Raw genomic sequence first — 17,598 nt, forward strand, 5'->3', positions numbered from 1 at the left:
TTGAGCATCGGGGTATCGCACTGAAAGATACATTAACTAGATTACACGTTATATATTATTCCATGATCAACAGCATCATAGAGTTAGACTAGACTAAAGAGCAATCTGGTTGTAGAAATTAGCCATGAATGTAGAGGCAGCATTAGTATTAGCAGATACCCTAATTTTTACCCAGACTGGTAAACATTTAACTGATTTACAAAGCACTATTTTACAGAAAGTTTGGCAAGGACAAACCTATATTCAGATTGCTGATGAGTATTCTTGTACTGAAGGACACGTTAAGGATGTCGCTTCTTTGTTATGGAAACTATTAACTATTGCTTTAGGAGAAAAGGTAACAAAAAGTAATGTTTGCTCTGTATTAAAACGAAAGTTGCTCACTCAATCTGAAAACAAGTTTACTACTTATCCTACTAAAAATGTAAATTTTGTTGGAAGGAAAAGTGAGATTACACACCTTTTTTCTCTGGTTGAACGAGGACATAAAGTAATCGTTATTCAAGGTGAAGGCGGCATAGGAAAAACCACTTTAGCTCAACAATATTTTAAACATCAAGAGTTTGAGTTGGTTTTAGAATTATTGATGGCTAAGGAAACTCAGAATATTACTTCTGTTGAAAGTGTGATTGAGGAATGGCTAAAAAAAGACTTACAAGAAGAACCAGGGCGAGAATTTGGCATTACTTTAGGACGGTTAAAACGACATCTGGAAACACGGCGAATCGGTATTATAATTGATAATATAGAACCGGCTTTAGATGCTCAAGGTATGTTGATTCCTGCTCAAAACCGCTATGTAGAATTGTTGCGAGTTTTGACATCACAAGTTCAGTGCGTTACGTTAATTACTAGCCGCGATCGCATTTGTGAACCTGCCCTTAATCTCTATCATTATCGTCTATTTGGATTAGATTTACCAACATGGGAACGATATTTTTATGCTGCTGCGATTTCCCTTGATTTTTCCACATTACAAGCAATGCAACAAACCTATGGCGGAAACCCTAAAGCAATGGGTATTTTGTGTGGAGTGATTCAAACGGATTTTGCAGGAAATATGCGGGAATATTGGCAAGAAATTCAAGATGATCCTTTAAGTGAAATCGATTTAAAAAATTTAGTTGCTAGTCAATTTGAACGCCTACAAAATCTTGATATTAATGCTTATAAATTGTTGTGTCGTTTAGGTTGTTATCGTTATCAAGATATTCCTAAACTTTCAAGAAAGGCTTTATTAGCTTTACTTTGGGATATAGATATTACTCAACGTAAACGAGTTATCCAATCTTTGCAAAATCGGTCTTTAATTGAATATAATCAAGGGCAATATTGGCTACATCCAGTTATACGCGCTGAAGCTATTACGCGCTTACGTTGCTCTCAAGAATGGCAGCAAACCAATGTTAAAGCGGCTGAATTTTGGACAGAAAGTGTTAAAGATATTTTAACGTTACAAGATGGGATAACAGCTTGGGAAGCATTGTATCATTATCTTGAAATCAAAGATTTTGAGCAAGCGAGTCAGGTTATTCTACAACCTAGAAAAAATCAGTGGGGACAATTTTTACCCCTTGGTAGTATCTTCTATCGGATGGGTTTACTGCAACCTGTTCTTAGGGCAATTCTTCAGATTATTGAACAGGTTAAAAATCCTTATCATCGCAGTGAACTTTATAATATTTTAGGTGATTTATATTGGATTACAGGTAATATTCGTCGTGCTATTACTTGCCAAGAAGAAACAATTAATATTACTGTTAATTGTCTTAAAGAAACAAGAGAAAATCAACGGCTAGTTTATTATCTAAAAATGCTAGAAATAGACTCATTACTTAGTATTGGTTTATATCAGAGCGATTTGTGGGAACTCGAAAAAGCAATTTATTTCTTAAATCAGGTTATTGATTTAGCTCAAAATACACCTCATTTTCGTTGGGCGCAAAAAGCATTAATTTGTTTAGCATTAGTGAAATCATATTTAGGAAATCAACAAGAAGCTTTATTAATTGCAGATAGTATTTATTCTAATAAAGAATTATTTGATGAAACGGGACGTTTTGCTTATTTTATACAAATCTTGGGACAAACTTATGTAAATTTAGGGGAAATGGAGAAAGCAATTAAACTTTTACAAAGTGCGATCGCTTTTTCTCAAGAAAGTCATTACCCGCAAATTAGAGCAAAAGCTTTAATCAGTTTAGCCGAAGTTGAGCGAAGACAAAAAAAATTATATTTAGCCATAACTAAACAGTTAGAAGCTATTAATATTTTAGAAGAAATTGGCGCTAAATGTGATTTGGCAGAAAGCTATTATCAGTTAGGATTAACACAACAGCAGTTAGGAGAAAATTACAACAAATCTTTTGAAAAAGCCATACAACTATTTAGAGAAATCGAAGCACCCAGACAAATTCATAAAGTTCAGGAAGCAAATAATTTATTATAATTTCAACCAACTAAACATTTCTAAAGATGTTAATTGCCAGTTTGATAATACACTTAAAACAGGTAATATATCATCACCTTCTTTGATTTCTGGGAGGCGATCGGGATAAAATATAGTAACTGATTCATCTTCAGGATCGAGCAACCAACTTAATTTTGTTCCATGCTTAAAACAGACAAGAATTTTTTTGATAATTTTATTAGTTGATTGTTCAGGTGACAGAATCTCAATAATCCAATCTGGAGGAATTTCAAATTTATTAGAAACTGAACCATCTGCATCTTTAGGAATATTCTGCCACTCAAAAACTGCAATATCAGGAACGATAGATCGTCTTCCGAAAGTACAGCGTAATTCGGTAAAAGCATAGGCTAATTTTGGCAACAAAGCAACTTCATTAATTGCTGTTCCCAAACGTATTTGTATTATACTATGTTTTCCTTGAGCCATAGGTTTTTGCTCTATTTCTCCATCAATGTATTCACTTGCTGGTTTAGTTTCAGGAAGTTTTAAAAATTCTTCTAATGTTAAAGGTTTCGGAATTTGATTTGTAAGCATCATCGCCTCCAGAATGTAGGGGTTTGGTCTCCAAACCCTTTAAATGTAATGTATCTTATTAATTTACGCTCTGCTATATTCTAAATAAAAAGTCAGAGTTGAGCTACAAATTAGACAAATACTAGAGTTTTTACTTTTTTCTTTGACTTATACCAAATCGTCAAGGTTTTGCAACCAAACCCCTACAACTAATCTGTTGTCTTTCTCTATAGAAATGATATTACTTCTATTCTAAACTACAACAATAGGGTAGACAAAATGCCCACCCCACAGAGTTTTTGATTTTACTTTTCTATTAACTATTTTCCTTTTCTTCTTTTCAATTGACTTAATCCTATTCCGCTAATTGCCAATAGTCCTAACATGGCAGAAGGTTCGGGAGTGCCTGTAGGTGGCGGGTTAACGTCTGCTTGTCCATAAACTAAATTATCAAATACTTGTCCCTCGGTAGAAAAAATACTAAGAGATGTAATTGGTGTTGCGGATGTAAAACCAATAAATTTCACATCATTGTTAATGGTAATGGTTTCAGATTCTCCAGTAGAGATACTAACTGTATAATCTTGATTGAGGCTGTAAGGTAAGAGATCGACTCCTACTGCGGTTATTCCTGCTGGAAGGGTTGCAGTAATTGTATTCGATGCAGCACCAGTTGAAGCTATAGAGGTAGGGCCGACTAAAGGAATAGTGGTATTACAATTAGAAAAATTGTTTGGGAAGGTGGCACAATTGAGAACCAAAGTAAAACTTTGAGTATCACTAAACGTTACTCCTGATATAGTGGAATTATTGAGACTAGCAACAGTATTAGGTGGGGTAAGTCCCTCAAAGTCAACGGTTGTCAGTCCAGAGGTGGCGTTCAAAAATGCTGACTTAGAAGTAAAGATTGCTGCTTGTGCTGCGCTAGTAATGCCAAAATAAGCTGAGGTAGTCAAGGCAACTAAAGCCGTTTTTAGAAAAATTGTGTTATTCATAGAATATTTTCCCGAAAAATGATTAATCTAGTTAAAACCTAGTTATTAAATACCATACATTATAGTTTTTAAAATTTTGTATAGCTAAAACTATTTATTATGGCTATAATTTGGCTATGTTAAATCAGGAGTTTTAATTATGGCAACGGTTGATCAGGATTTTGCTGAAGCGCGAAATCAATGGGATTTAGAGACACTATATAAAGACCTAGCCTCGGTTAAGGGAAAAAGCCTAACGCCTGTAGAAAAACAGCATCTACGGGGTTTACTCAGTGGTTACAGTCCCTCAGAAATCGCTCAAAAACTGCAAAAAAGTGTCAAAGGTGTTGAAATTGCTTTTTGTAATACTGTGTATCAATATGTTAAAAATTTAGTTGGTCAATCCAATGGTAAAGTAGAAAACTGGCGTAATATTAGTGAGTGGCTAGAGGCAGAAGGATATAAACATCAGACCATTAATGGACAGAATATAATTGATTATTCATCACTTAATATAGTAGTTAAAGAGTGTGAGATAACTGTTAAAAATTGTAACTTAACTCTTAAAAATAATAATCTTTACTTTGATTTGAATATCCGTTTAGCTACACCTTTATCGTCTGATGTTAAAGGTTTTGAGGATTTAGAAGATAAAGAGTTACAAGAAGAAAATTAAATTATAGTTAGTAGAATTAGGTTGTAATAATTGTAGTAATTGTAGGCAGGTATATATATTAGTGTTAACTTAAGTTGCAAAGGCTATAAAGGGAATAATAGAAAATGAATAATTATTTATATAATTGGAATGAATATCAGTTCATCAGGGAATTTATTCCCTGTCTCATAGCGCAAGTCCATTGAAATGGACTAAACTGTATAGAATTAGTCGGTTTAAACCGACTTCTGCTTTGAGGCAGAGAATTTATTCTCTGATAGTATTTTCCAAATCTACCATGACTCAACAAAGACAAATACCTGATGAAGAATCTCGTAAAAAATGCTTAGAACGCTTACGAGAAACAAACCGTCAACTTGATCTCTATAATTTACAATTAGATGAGTTAATCGCCATGATAGAAGCAGAAGCACGCCAGCAAAAGCGAGAACGTTTACTAAAAAAATACAATAATACCAATTAAAAACTACTCTGCTGGCGTTGATAGAGTGACCAATATAAACCGCGTTTTTGTAATAATTCTAAGTGGGTTCCCTGTTCTACTAAAATTCCTTTTTCTAATACTAAAACTAAATCGGCTTTTTGCAGGGGTTCAAAGCGATGGGCAATCATAAAAACGGTGCGATTTTCTGAAAAGTTTTGTAAATTTTGTAAGACTTGTTGCTCGGTTTCTGCATCTAATCCAGTTGTTGCTTCATCTAAAATCAGGATTGGTGCTTGTGAAATAAATAGACGAGCGAGTGTAATTCGTTGTCGTTGTCCCCCTGATAAAGCGACACCTCTTTCACCGACTTTTGTGTCATATCCATAGGGTAAATTACAGATAAAATCGTGAGCAACTGCTAATTTAGCCGCTTCTACAATTTGCTCATCTGTGATATCTGGATTATTGAGAGAAATATTTTCTAAAATCGTGCCATTAAATAAATAATCTTCTTGTAAAACTACACTAATTTGTTGACGCAAAGAGCCTAAATCTACACTATTTAGATCAAAACTATCGAGCAGAATACGTCCTGATTCTATCGAGTATAATCGTTGTATTAACTTAGATAAAGTACTTTTTCCTGAACCACTTCTCCCGACAATTCCGACAAACATTCCAGGTTTTGTAGCAAAAGAAATACCGCGTAAAATCGGTTCTTGAGCGGGTTGGTAGCGGAAAATAACTTGCTCAAAAATAATTTCACCTTGCAAGGGTGGTAAAACTAAACCTGTACCGGGTTCAGCTTCAGGAGATACATTGAGAATATCACCAATGCGATCGACTGATAGTACAACTTGTTGTAAATTTTGCCATAATTGCACTAATCTTAAGATTGGCCCTGTCACCCGTCCAGATAACATTTGAAAAGCCACAAGTTGACCTACCGTCAATTTTTGATCTATAACTAATTTTGCTCCAAACCAAAGGATTAGAAGGTTAGAAAAACTGGTCAAGAAACCCGCAATATTATTACTAATATTCGATGTCGTTGATGCTTTAAAACCTGTCCGAATAAAACGAGCGAATAATCCTTCCCAGCGTTCTCTCGTTGTATTTTCGGCTGCATGACCTTTAATAGATTGAATTCCTGTGATTGTTTCGACTAAAAAAGATTGGCTGTCTGCGCTACGGTTAAAAGTTTCGTTTAACCAATGTCTTAAAATCGGGGTAGCGGATAAAGTCATTAATGCAAATAACGGTAAAACAGCTAAAGCAATCCAAGTTAATTTAGTATTGTAATAAAACATAATTGCTAGATAAACACCGGCAAAAATGCTATCGAGAATGACTGTCATTGCAGTTCCCGTAATAAATTCTCGAATATTTTCTAATTCTTGAACTCTGGCTACGGTATCTCCTACCCGACGATTTTCAAAATAGGCTAAAGGAAGACGCATTAAATGGCGAAATAGCTGAGAAGATAGCCGTAAATCGAGACGACGCGCCGTATGAGTGAAAATAAATAAGCGGAGAATCCCTAAAACAGCCTCAAAAATAGCAATACCGAGTAAAGCAACAGCCATGACATCGAGAGTCGGTATACTCTGTTGTACCATGACTTTATCAATAATAACTTGGGTAATAATCGGTGTTCCTAAACCCAAAATTTGTAGCGTAAATGAGGCTAAAAGAACTTCAATGAGTAGGTTGCGATATTGCCAAACCGCCGGCAAAAACCAAGTGAGGTTAAAACGTTCTTGCTTTTGTATCGGTTCAATCTGCCATAATTTGCCATCCCACGACGCTTCGACAAGATTTTTGGAGATGCTTTCGCAGGTATTATCTAAATTAAGCGGATTTGCAATAATGAGACGATTTCCTCTAATTCCATAGACAATAATCCATGATTCATTATGCCAGTGGAGTAATGCAGGAAACTGTAACTGTTTTAAATCATGCCAAGTTAGTTGTAGTTTTCTCAGTTGTAAGCCGATTTTTTCGCCAGTTTCGATGATTTGACTTGGTTTTTGTCCGCGTAAACGCCGTTGTATCCAATCTAACTGGGCGGGAAGTTGCAGATAATAGGCAGCCATCGTCAGACAAGCTGCGCCCGTATTCTGACTCGAAATAAAAGGATAACCCGATACTGTTTTCGAGGTTTCGACGGTGTGGGGTATCAGTCGAGTTTGCTGTTGACTCCAAAATTGTTGGATAGTTGCGGAGGTGATGGCATTCCATAGGGTACTATCCCATCGGATGACTTCAACGGTTTTACTCGCTGCAACTACTTTTAGAGGGATCTCCGTTTTTATCCAATCTCCAAACCAATTTTCCGCGCCCAAAGTAGCAATTGTTTGTGTTGAGTCTTCTTGTCTGAGACGTACTTTTCCTTCGATAATTAAAAAATATCCAGTGAGATTATCTGAGGATTCATCGGAACCCCAAATCTTTTCGCCCAATTTATATCGATAAACTTGCGCGTTTTGATTAAATTGTAGTTGTTGAGATGAACTTAGCCAAGCTAGGGGCGGTTTTTCCCAGTCGAGTGTTAGATTAGATGAATCTTCTTGTTTGAAGGGTGAGGCAGAATTAACGTTTTTGCTAGTCATTATTAATATAACTGGTTGGCTTTAGAAGCATTGCCACCAAACGTATTCAATAGCACTTTATTATATTGTCCCTGCTTTAGGACGCTTTCAGGTGAGGCGATGAGAATTCTTAAACTTTGGGACAGACCTAAGCATAATATATTAATAATTTTATGACATTTTTGAGTAGCATTTTTGGAAATTTACAAATTTTATTGTTTAAAATAAAGATAGAAGCGAGATAGGAGGGCTAACAAGTGCCTGATTCTATAGCCATTAATAAAGTGTGTAACAACCTAGAAACAATTGATCAAGTCGATTTAGTTACAGGGGCGACCTATCGCCAAGAAGCACAAGAAATTTTAGCAACTCCCACGATCGCATTACCCGATCGCACTGCTGTTGCTGATTCTTTGGTTGCTGCTAATCAGTTCTTAACATCAAAAACAGTCCAAAAAGACGATAGTTATTAAATAATTATAATTCTTACTTAGTTTTAAGCCCGCCCATGCGGGTTTTCTAGTATTATTTGTTTAATTCATTATTTATTCAGTCAAATGAAGCGAAAAAATGGGGGATTAAATCCCTGGGCTACGAGTGATGATGAGCGTAAAAAACTAGATGTTAATTTTGGTTTGATTATTGCGATCGCTTTAATCCTTACTTTAATAATATATGTTTTAGTATTACCCTTTAGGGATTCATTTTTAGGTATTATATTATACGATAGAGGCTGGACTCAATATTTAGCGGTTTGGTTTAGTGCGATCGTTATAACTCTAACAGTGACGAAGTGGATTAAAGTTAGAAAAGAACGCTCTTTCTTACAACAAAATTTAGTACCTGATATCCCAAATTTATTTAATGATCCACAAAATCGAGATTTACTCAGTTTACAAAAAAACTTAGCTCGTTCTAATAGTTTATTAGCTACTCGTTGTAGTCGGGTTATTGCGGCATATTTTCAGTCAGGAAGTCGGAAATCTGCCTCAGAAATAGCACTTGATGATTCTTCATTTTATCTAAGTTCTTCTGAAAGTTCCTATGCTTTTCCAAGAATTTTAGTATGGGCAATTCCTTTATTAGGATTTATTGGTACAGTTTTTGGTATTAGTGAAGCTGTTAATGGATTTTCTGGGCTTTTAGATAAAGCTGGAGATATTGAACAAATAAAAAAAGGAATTGGTACTGTTACAACAGGTTTAGCAATTGCTTTTGATACCACACTTTTAGCCTTGTTACTCAGTATTTTAGTAATGATTCCTCTGGTTTTAGTGGAACGTTATGAAGCACGATTATTACTGACTATAGATATTTTTATTCATGATCGACTTTTAGCAAACTTTGGAGAAAAGCAAGAAAATTTATTAGATAATACAACAATTAATCAAACAATTTCAGAAGCTTTAAAAGAACATTTACCATCGCCAGAATCTCTCATTGAACCCGCACATCAATACGCTCAACAAGCGGTTACACAATTTACTCAGAATTTTATTAATGAACTCGGTAAATTACAAAATTTAAGTTCTAGTTGGATTCAACAAATTGAACAAATTAACCAAATAAATTTACAAGATAGAAATCAGTTCGCAGCTTCTATAGATGAACAACAAAAAAATCAGGTTACTTTACTTTCTAATTTAGAAAATATTATCGAATTGATTCGCTCAAGTAATCTAGAGACGGCACAAAATATGTTTAAAGAAGCCGAAAAAATTAGTAAAAGCTTGGAAAATACAGCCAATTTACTAGAAAATAGACTTAATTCTTTAGAACAAGCAACACTGAAAATGACAGAAATTAATCAGATTAAAGAAGGATTACAAAACTTAAATAATTCTTTAGTAGAGGTTTTAGAAGCAGAAAAAGTTTTAACAGAAATTAAAGATAATTTAGACCAAATTAAACCCAGTTTAGATAAACTTAGTAAACCGAGAATTGTTACTTTTATGGATGAGGAATAACCATTATGCGACGGCGTTCTTTTTCTCCTCCAGCGACAGAAGTAGAATTATTTCCCTTTCTTTCTGTTCTTGCTTGTACAATTGGCACACTAATTTTATTAATTATTGTTTTAACGACTCAACTATTAGGTGAACAACAAGCGATTACTATTATAGCTAAATCGGAAACAGGAGAAAATGCTGCTAAAACTCCACGTTATCTCGAATGTCGTCAAGATGGAATAGTTATTTATCCTGAAGAAAAATTTATACCTAAACAATATTTGAATATTTCTGATACACTATTAGAATTACTGCTTACTATCAAACAAAATCGAGATAAAGAGTATTTAATTGTTGCCATACGTCCTGATGGAATAGAAACATTTCAGGAAGTACGAGGATTAATTGAAAAACAAGGTATTGATATTGGTTATGAACCGATTGATCAAAATTGGAAAATAAAAATTGAGACCGAAAAAGATGAGAAGACGAAGCCGAAAAAATAATTTACCAACACAAAATTTAGATTCATTTTTGGATATATTAACAAATACTGTTGGTGTTTTGATGTTTGTCAGTTTATTTATTACTTTAATTACTGTGCAAACTGGGGCTATTGTCAAAACTCCTTTAGTTAAAAAAAGTCAAAAACAACCTCATTTTTTTGAAATTAATCATAATAGAGTTGCTTACATAGATGATAAATTAGTCAATAGTCAACTGTCACAAGTTTTAGAAAATTTACCCTCGTGTAATGAACCAAAACCCCCATCAGCAATTGATGAATCTTCCTATCAAGACTATTTATTTCAGTTACAGGAATATGAAAGCTGTAGACAAATAATGGTTGAGCAAATTAAAAGCTTTCAAACAGAAACAAAATTTTATCAGGTTCGGTTTGTTGGCCAAGATTCACTTTTATATGTCCCGAAATCTGAAAAAATTGGCGATTCAATGGATGAATTGAAACAAAAAGATTCTAATTTTACTAATTTACTAAAATCGATGAATCCTCAAACAGAATATCTTGCTTTTATTGTTCGTCCTGATAGTTTTGCGACTTTTCGGGCGGCAAGAAAACAAGCTTGGGATAAAGGATTCGATGTAGGTTGGGAACCTCATCCCCAAGAATCACCCATTGTTTTTGGTTCTAGTGGTCGTGCGATCGGAGTACAATAAATTATTAGTTTATTCCAAATTTTTACCGACGTGATTTTCGACTATAGGGATATAACCAAAAGGCAAAAAGTCGCGTCATTCTAGGCATCACGACATAAGTCATCAGTAAAACAATTAATCCTGTAGCCATCATTTCTTGTAAAAGACTGGGTAAAGAAACTAAAACAGGTTTAAAAGAATAACTGACAATTTTAATCAGAGGAAAAATAGCAATAAATGTAATTGCAGCCATCTTATAACGCGGAGGTGGAATAATTTCTTGATATGCAGGAAGAGTAAACCACGTTTCTAAACCAGTGAGAACTTCTCTAACAGGAGAACCAACAATTAAAACTTTTTCTCTTGCTAACCATTGACGACGACATTCTGAGTTTTCCCACTTTTCTAAATTACTACGACGATCAAATTTAAAAATAACGCGGTATTCTGGAATAGCAGGATTAGACGGACGAATAATCGTTGCTCCTAAATGTCCCTCAAAGGTCATTGCTGCTGCCGTAATTCCTGATACAAACTCCTCAAATGCTTTCTCACAACCGGGTTTAACCCGTCGAGTAATGGAAACGGTTACAGGGGGATCAAAAAGTTCATCTGATTTATTCATATTATTGACACAGTTTAACAGATGCGGGGTTTGGGTTTTGAATGACACGACCAACACTTGTAAAAGAAATTCCTTGAGTAGAAACTGTACTGAGCATGACACTTTCAAGAATTGGCGGATTCACGTTTTTTTCGGCTACCCATTCGACAATAAAACTGGTTCCAATACTTTTAGTTGGTTGAGTTTTTGTTGCTAAAAAATCGAGGGATGCTAAAGGATCTAGTCTTTTAGCACAATCTATATATTGTTTAACTAATTTTCCAGTACTATCATAGTAACGAACTGAGGTTAAAATGATTGGATTTTCTAAATCTATATTACGAATCGTTAAAGTTGATGTTAGGTCTAAAGTTTGATTTTCTAAATGATAAATCTTCGGATAAATCGGTACATAAATCGTCTCTCCTGTGGCTATTTTTCCAATAGCTTGAGAAACACGATTATCGGGATTAGTTGTAGCATTACTAGCTTGTGCGATCGGTGAGGTTTGTGATGATTGTTTTGTTGTCTCCGCTTCACATGATGTCAGGAAAACGACAAAAATTATGATAACCCAGTAAAAATATCTCTTCATGAGAGAAAATGGCCTTATTATTGAATTGATAACTTGATTTTGCCACAAAACTCAATTTAGAGTAGATTACAGGTTAGAACAATATAAAATTTTCGAGACAATTTGAGGTTACAATGAGCAACGACGAAAAAAGTAGATTAGATCGACTAGAAGCATTAGCCGAAAAAATTTTAGAAGGGTTAGCAGAAACTAGACACGGAACTGATAAAATTCTGGAAGCTTTAGCAGAAACTAGACAGAGAACTGATTCTAATGCTCGCTCAATTGAAGCATTGACTAATGAAGGGAGGATAGCTCGAAATCGCTTGTATGAAGCTATGACGAGGTTAGCTGCTGCTCAAGCGACGTTCTGGGAGATTCAATCAGATTATTACCAACATTTAGAACAGATTGACGAAAGACAAGCAAGAATGCTCGAACTTTTGAGCCGACTTGAAGAGCGTCTATAAAAATAATGAATGTTTCGGAATTAGTCACAAATCTCATTATTCTTCTATTAGTTGCTACGGGTGTTGCTTTATTATCGCAACGACTTCGTATTCCTTATGTTGCTGGTTTGGTTTTAGCGGGTTTAGCGATCGCTGAATTGTTACCACAAAAGTTGGGTTTAAATGATTCTTTAATCCTCAATGTATTCTTACCGATTTTAGTTTTTGAAGCCTCGATTAATACAGATGTAAGTCGTCTTCGCAGTACCGTAAAACCGATCGCATTACTCGCAGGCCCCGGCGTACTTCTAGCATCAGGAATTACAGCCATGATCTTAAAATGGGGTTTAGGTTTAGGTTGGATTGCCGCGCTGTTAGCCGGGGTAATTTTAGCCATTACAGACACAGTTTCAATGATTGCTGTTTTTAAAGAAATTTCCGTTCCCTCGCGTCTGACGACCATTGTTGAGGGAGAGAGCCTATTTAATGATGGGGTTGCACTGGTTTTATTTAGCTTGATTTTAAAAGTACACGACGCGGGTTCAATTACGATTGTTGAAGGTGTACAAGAATTATTACTGGTTATTATTGGTGGAACTTTAGTCGGGATAGCTTTAGGTTATTTAAGTACAGGTTTATTTATCCGTTCTGATGAACCTTTGAGTAGTATTTTATTAACGATAGCCATAGCTTTAGGTGCTTTTCAACTGGGTCATATTTTACACGTTTCGGGTGTTGTTGCGGTAGTTGTTGCGGGTTTAATTGTTGGGAATATTGGTTTATCGGGTAATATTTCCGCTTCGACTCGTTTAACTTTATTAAGCTTTTGGGAGTCGGCTAGTTTTGGGGTCAATAGTTTTATTTTCTTGCTGATTGGAATCGAAGTCAAATTAGGCACACTTTGGCAGACTTTACCTGCTGTTTTACTCGCTATTATTGCTTATCAAATCGGCCGTCTTATCTCAGTGTATTCCGTTCTTGCACTGGTTCCTCGCTTTGATCGTCCTGTACCGATACGCTGGCAACACGTCCTATTTGTGGGTAATATTAAAGGATCACTTTCAATGGCTCTCGCTCTAAGTATACCCGCGACAATTGGAGAGCGATCGCAGTTAATTTCTTTAATTTTCGGTGCCGTTTTACTCTCTTTAGTCGTACAAGGAACAAGTTTACCTTGGTTAGTCAAAAAGTTAAATCTTTCTCGTCTTTCTAATTCTCGACAACAAGTTGAAGAATGGCAAGCACAGTTAATGACTTCTAAAGCAGCACAAGAAGAATTAGATAATTTATTAAAAACAGGAATTCTTTCTAGAGGAATTTATGAGGAAATGCGGGCATCTTATCAGGTAAAAATTGCCAGTGCAGAAAAATCGCTGAGAGAATACTATAATCGTCGTCCCGATGAATTTGATCTCAAAAGTGGGGATCTATCAAAATTCGATAGTCTACGTCGTCGTTTACTTTTAGCCGAAAAAGGTTCACTCACTGAAGCACTGCGTAAACGTATTTTGTCTGAGGAAGTGGCTAAAGAACGAATGAGAAAGATTGATGAACAGTTACTCAGTTTAGAAGATGATTAGAAAATTTCTATTGGTTTAGCGATGGGTAGAATATGAAAAAGCTTTTTAGGCTTATTTAAAAAGCAACTTAATGGAGGATGAATAATTATTTCGGTAATTATTAGAACATCAATACTGTCAGAGAATAAATTCTCTGTCTAATAGCTAAAGTCCTACGGGGATTACAAGCTGGGCGCGCAGGTCGCCCAGACAGCCCCTCATTAAAATGGACTATCCTTCTTATGATGTAGTCGGTTTTAACCGACTTATGCTTTGAGACAGGGATTTTAATCCCTGACTGGCAGATTATACACTACAAACCACGCGCAAACCGACTAACCCATTGTAACTGTTACTGCCAGGATAGTAGGAGGAGCGATAAGCGGAACGGCAATTCTTAGGAGGACTAATCCAACTTCCCCCGCGAATGACACGGGGTTCACTCGCTTTAATTAGTACATTTATATTGCTTAAAATGTCTTGATAAAAATTCTTCTTCTTATTTTGCTTATCCCAAACACTTCCATCGCATGGCGCACCATCATAGTTACGATAAAAAGGATCAGCGCACCATTCCGCGACATTTCCGTGCATATCGTATAGTCCAAAAGCATTAGGTGGAAATTGATCTATTAAGGTAGTTTCCGCTTGAAAGACTCCTTTTTTTCACTTGCATAAGTAAAGTTGCTGCCATTATAGTTAGCTAATTCTGTGGTTATTGTCTCGCCAAAATAAAAGGGCGTAGTTGTTCCCGCACGACAAGCTTATTCCCATTGTGCCTCAGGATGAATTGTCTTTTTGCGTTTCAGTTATAGAAGGTTCTGGTTGTAACAAATCCATTCCAAATTTTACAACAGAACCGACGATGGGATGTATTGCGTTTGCAAAAGAACCTAACCATTTACCTAAACCCATTCAACCTTGCCTCAATCTATTTCTTTAATAGTTCCCAATTTGGCTTTCATAATTTCAAAAGTAGCGTCTAACAGCGACATTCTTCCATAAAATCGACGACTTGGTGTAAAGAATTGGGTTTAGTAACAATCAAAACTGTAGAACCTTCTTCTAAAATCGTACTACCATTGGGAATAATCAAATCTTCGTGAGGATGTGCTTGATAGCCGATAATTAGTGAACCACTGGGAAACTTGGGATCTTGAGCAATATCAGCAACGCTACGACCTGCTACATTACAATTGTAGGGAATTGGTAACTTTAATACCTCAATTTGTCCCTGTTCAAAGTGCATCATTGATTCAACTTGAGGATATTCGATCGCATTAACCATCGTTGATACGGCTAATTCAATTGTGCTAATAATATGATTAGCCCCAGCAATTCGCAACGGTTGAGTAAAGTCACTATGACGCATTCGAGAGATAATATGAGGGACACCATAATGTTTAGCGAGTGTCACTAAAGCAAGATTTAGCGCATCATTCCGTAAAACAGCAGCAAGTGAATCGGCTTTTCTAATACCTGCTTCGATGAGTGTTTCTGTACTAACCGCACTTCCTTCAAACGCCATTACTCCGACTTGTTCACGCGCATAACGACAAGCATTTGCATCAATATCGATCACAGCGACAGTATGCCCTAATTCTACTAATTTTTGAGCTAGATTTAATCCGACTAAACCCGCGCCACCAATGAGAATATACATAAATTTTTAGAAAATAGGTAAATAGATTTTATCTATAACATATCTTGTTTAGCTCTGATGATGTGGAGTAAATGATCTAGAAATTGAGACAATTGTCAGTATGCTAAAACTACAAATGCGCGATCGCTCAGTTTTCTAGATATGATGAACTATATTACTCTTTTCCTGTAGTTTGAGGAAAATTTTGTGGAATTAGAAAAAGTTTTATTAATTGTTACGGAACATCAAGACACACTAAGACGTTTAGGGGTAAAATCTTTGGATTTATTTGGTTCTGTAGCTCGTAATCAAGCAACTGTGACCAGTGATGTAGATTTTATGGTAGAATTCTCCAATGATGCGGGTTTTTTTGAGTTAATTCAACTGAAATATTATTTAGAAGACATATTAGGTTGTAAAGTGGATTTAGGCACAAAAGACTCTTTACGAGAACCGCTTAAAGAATCTGTCATGAAGGATACAATCTGTGTCATCTAGAAATTGGAAATTAAGAGTTCAAGATATTCTCGACGCTATTCATAGTATTCAAGAAAAAACTAAAAGTATCAATTTTGAATATTTTGAAAGCAATGAAACTCTTATTAAAGCAGTTCTCTATGATTTTATCGTCATTGGTGAAGCGGCTATTAGCATTCCTCCTGAAATTCAATCTTACTTCTGTGAGATACCTTGGCGACTCATGGGGGATATGAGAAATGTAATTGCTCTTGAACCTCTCATGACTAAAGTCACGAGATTCCTGCTTCACCGACAAGTGCTTGAGTTGCCCCAAGTCTTACCTTCTCTCCACAGGCGTTTTTTACAACCTCCGTCGCACCAACGGCGGCGGGGCTTATAAAGGCGGCGCGCAGGTCGCTGCCACAGCCCCTTGTTAGAATTCTTATCCCTTCTTTTAAGATATTGGTCGCTGCGTTTTTGTCTCTTAAATGATTAGTATTACATGATGGACAAACCCATTCTCTAACACTTAAATCCTTGACCAAAGAATTGACAAAACCACAGCATGAACAAGTTTGGCTCGAAGGGAAAAAGGGAGAAACTTTCTGTATTATTCGCAGATCGCCAGTTAGCTTTATACTCTAACATCGACACAAACTTAGACCATGAGGCATCTTGGATGCTCTGTGCTAATTTGTGATTCTTAACCATGTTTTGCACTCTAAGATCTTCAATACAAATGATTCCGTATTCTTTGATTAGACGAGTAGATAACTTATGCAGAAAGTCATCTCTAAGATTGGTAACTTGAGCAGATAACCGAGCTAACTTGATTTTCGCTTTGACTCGGTTACTGCTACCTTTTTGCTTTTTAGAAAGATTCTTGTGAGCTTTTTTGAGCTTTTTTAGATGCTTTCTGTAGTATTTTGGATTCTCAATTTCTTCTCCAGTATGGGTGATAACATAACTTTTTAGTCCTAAGTCTAAGCCTAACTCTTTTGTTGAGTCAGGATGTTTATCTATCTCGGTTTCACATAAGATACTAGCCATATAATGACCATCTTTCGTATGAGAGACGGTCACATTAATAAGCTTTCCCGTGATTTCTTGAGATTTGTTGAACTTAACCCAACCCAGTTTAGGTAGCTTTAAATATTGTTCCTTAATCTCGATATTATTGTTGGTGAAATTAGTTTTGTATGATTGCTTAAAACCGTGCTTCTTCTTAAACTTAGGAAAACCGATTTTTTTAGCTGTTTTTTTTAAACCTTCAAAAAAGTTTTTGTAAGCTGTCTCTAAGTTCTTTAAAGAATTTTGTAAAGCAAACTTATCTACTTCACCCAACCAAGTTAACTCTTTTTTAAGCAAAGTTAACTGTTGACTACAACCGTTGTAATTTAAAGTTTTCTTTTCCGTCTCATAAAGTTCTTTTCGCAAAGCCAAAAAGCGATTATAGACAAACCTAGCACACCCCATTGTCTTATTAATTTGGGTTTGCTGTTTTTGGTTTGGTTGTAATCTGACTTTAAAAGCTTTTTGCATAGAAAAAATGC

At 35.6% G+C, this 17,598-nt stretch carries 20 protein-coding genes; 11 read left to right on the forward strand and 9 right to left on the reverse strand.

What is annotated here, in order from left to right; all coding sequences use genetic code 11:
* Positions 1-124: 124 nt before the first annotated feature.
* Entirely contained in the window at positions 125-2,449 is a 2,325-nt protein-coding gene (locus tag C7H19_RS00515) for an ATP-binding protein (protein WP_106454927.1), read from the forward strand.
* Here C7H19_RS00515 and C7H19_RS00520 read toward each other — a convergent pair.
* Complete coding sequence (locus tag C7H19_RS00520; RefSeq protein ID WP_106454928.1) at positions 2,444-3,010, reverse strand: Uma2 family endonuclease; 567 nt, start codon at positions 3,008-3,010, stop codon at positions 2,444-2,446. The genes C7H19_RS00515 and C7H19_RS00520 overlap by 6 nt on opposite strands.
* Positions 3,011-3,306: 296 nt before the next feature.
* Positions 3,307-3,981, reverse strand: coding sequence for a PEP-CTERM sorting domain-containing protein (locus C7H19_RS00525; RefSeq protein WP_106454929.1), 675 nt, complete (start codon positions 3,979-3,981; stop codon positions 3,307-3,309).
* 139 nt (positions 3,982-4,120) lie between these two features.
* Between C7H19_RS00525 and C7H19_RS00530 the strand changes: the two genes are divergently transcribed.
* Both C7H19_RS00530 and C7H19_RS00535 read left to right on the forward strand, forming a co-directional pair.
* Positions 4,121-4,636 (forward strand): helix-turn-helix transcriptional regulator, encoded by a 516-nt coding sequence (locus tag C7H19_RS00530; protein WP_106454930.1) that lies wholly within the window; start codon positions 4,121-4,123, stop codon positions 4,634-4,636.
* A gap of 277 nt (positions 4,637-4,913) precedes the next feature.
* Positions 4,914-5,099 carry a hypothetical protein gene (locus C7H19_RS00535; RefSeq protein ID WP_106454931.1) on the forward strand — a complete coding sequence of 62 codons (186 nt, stop codon included), beginning with the start codon at positions 4,914-4,916 and terminating at the stop codon, positions 5,097-5,099.
* Here the strand turns inward: C7H19_RS00535 and C7H19_RS00540 are convergent.
* Positions 5,096-7,672 (reverse strand): type I secretion system permease/ATPase, encoded by a 2,577-nt coding sequence (locus tag C7H19_RS00540; protein WP_106454932.1) that lies wholly within the window; start codon positions 7,670-7,672, stop codon positions 5,096-5,098. The genes C7H19_RS00535 and C7H19_RS00540 overlap by 4 nt on opposite strands.
* A 236-nt stretch (positions 7,673-7,908) precedes the next feature.
* Between C7H19_RS00540 and C7H19_RS00545 the strand changes: the two genes are divergently transcribed.
* The 4 genes from C7H19_RS00545 to C7H19_RS00560 all read left to right on the forward strand — a co-directional run bounded on the left by C7H19_RS00545 (position 7,909) and on the right by C7H19_RS00560 (position 10,779).
* Positions 7,909-8,124 (forward strand): hypothetical protein, encoded by a 216-nt coding sequence (locus tag C7H19_RS00545; RefSeq protein WP_106454933.1) that lies wholly within the window; start codon positions 7,909-7,911, stop codon positions 8,122-8,124.
* Positions 8,125-8,208: 84 nt separating this feature from the next.
* Positions 8,209-9,618, forward strand: coding sequence for a MotA/TolQ/ExbB proton channel family protein (locus C7H19_RS00550; protein WP_106454934.1), 1,410 nt, complete (start codon positions 8,209-8,211; stop codon positions 9,616-9,618).
* Between the two features lie 5 nt (positions 9,619-9,623).
* On the forward strand, positions 9,624-10,106 hold the full coding sequence (locus C7H19_RS00555; RefSeq protein WP_106454935.1) for a hypothetical protein: 483 nt from the start codon (positions 9,624-9,626) through the stop codon (positions 10,104-10,106).
* Positions 10,081-10,779, forward strand: coding sequence for a hypothetical protein (locus C7H19_RS00560; protein WP_106454936.1), 699 nt, complete (start codon positions 10,081-10,083; stop codon positions 10,777-10,779). Before C7H19_RS00555 ends, C7H19_RS00560 begins: the two co-directional genes overlap by 26 nt.
* Positions 10,780-10,801: 22 nt before the next feature.
* Here C7H19_RS00560 and C7H19_RS00565 read toward each other — a convergent pair whose 3' ends face one another.
* Positions 10,802-11,383, reverse strand: a complete 582-nt coding sequence (locus C7H19_RS00565; RefSeq protein WP_106454937.1) for a putative antibiotic biosynthesis monooxygenase — start codon at positions 11,381-11,383, stop codon at positions 10,802-10,804.
* A gap of 1 nt (position 11,384) precedes the next feature.
* Positions 11,385-11,957, reverse strand: coding sequence for a DUF3124 domain-containing protein (locus C7H19_RS00570; RefSeq protein WP_106454938.1), 573 nt, complete (start codon positions 11,955-11,957; stop codon positions 11,385-11,387).
* 113 nt (positions 11,958-12,070) lie between these two features.
* On the opposite strand from C7H19_RS00570, the gene C7H19_RS00575 reads away from it, so the two are divergent.
* Both C7H19_RS00575 and C7H19_RS00580 read left to right on the forward strand, forming a co-directional pair.
* Positions 12,071-12,406: a hypothetical protein gene (locus tag C7H19_RS00575; RefSeq protein WP_106454939.1), complete on the forward strand. Its 336-nt coding sequence runs from the start codon at positions 12,071-12,073 to the stop codon at positions 12,404-12,406.
* 5 nt (positions 12,407-12,411) lie between these two features.
* Positions 12,412-13,965: a cation:proton antiporter gene (locus C7H19_RS00580; RefSeq protein WP_106454940.1), complete on the forward strand. Its 1,554-nt coding sequence runs from the start codon at positions 12,412-12,414 to the stop codon at positions 13,963-13,965.
* Positions 13,966-14,250: 285 nt separating this feature from the next.
* Here C7H19_RS00580 and C7H19_RS27135 read toward each other — a convergent pair whose 3' ends face one another.
* Positions 14,251-14,538 (reverse strand): formylglycine-generating enzyme family protein, encoded by a 288-nt coding sequence (locus C7H19_RS27135; protein WP_245927198.1) that lies wholly within the window; start codon positions 14,536-14,538, stop codon positions 14,251-14,253.
* 388 nt (positions 14,539-14,926) lie between these two features.
* The gene (locus C7H19_RS00590) at positions 14,927-15,607 is read right to left on the reverse strand and encodes a potassium channel family protein (protein WP_106454941.1); all 681 of its coding nucleotides are present in this window, start codon (positions 15,605-15,607) and stop codon (positions 14,927-14,929) included.
* 186 nt (positions 15,608-15,793) lie between these two features.
* Here C7H19_RS00590 and C7H19_RS00595 point away from each other — a divergent pair, with 186 nt between their 5' ends.
* Both C7H19_RS00595 and C7H19_RS00600 read left to right on the forward strand, forming a co-directional pair.
* A complete protein-coding gene (locus tag C7H19_RS00595; RefSeq protein ID WP_106454942.1) occupies positions 15,794-16,084 on the forward strand; it encodes a nucleotidyltransferase family protein in 291 nt (96 codons plus the stop codon).
* Complete coding sequence (locus tag C7H19_RS00600; RefSeq protein WP_106454943.1) at positions 16,074-16,445, forward strand: HepT-like ribonuclease domain-containing protein; 372 nt, start codon at positions 16,074-16,076, stop codon at positions 16,443-16,445. The genes C7H19_RS00595 and C7H19_RS00600 overlap by 11 nt, the downstream gene beginning before the upstream one ends.
* Here C7H19_RS00600 and C7H19_RS27140 read toward each other — a convergent pair.
* Positions 16,336-16,683 carry a zinc ribbon domain-containing protein gene (locus C7H19_RS27140; RefSeq protein WP_425428850.1) on the reverse strand — a complete coding sequence of 116 codons (348 nt, stop codon included), beginning with the start codon at positions 16,681-16,683 and terminating at the stop codon, positions 16,336-16,338. The two genes, C7H19_RS00600 and C7H19_RS27140, sit on opposite strands and share 110 nt — an antisense overlap.
* A complete protein-coding gene (locus C7H19_RS00605; RefSeq protein ID WP_219907548.1) occupies positions 16,568-17,587 on the reverse strand; it encodes an RNA-guided endonuclease TnpB family protein in 1,020 nt (339 codons plus the stop codon). Before C7H19_RS00605 ends, C7H19_RS27140 begins: the two co-directional genes overlap by 116 nt.
* Positions 17,588-17,598: the final 11 nt, after the last annotated feature.

The organism is Aphanothece hegewaldii CCALA 016, assembly GCF_003007785.1.
Classification (GTDB): domain Bacteria; phylum Cyanobacteriota; class Cyanobacteriia; order Cyanobacteriales; family Microcystaceae; genus Chroococcus; species Chroococcus hegewaldii.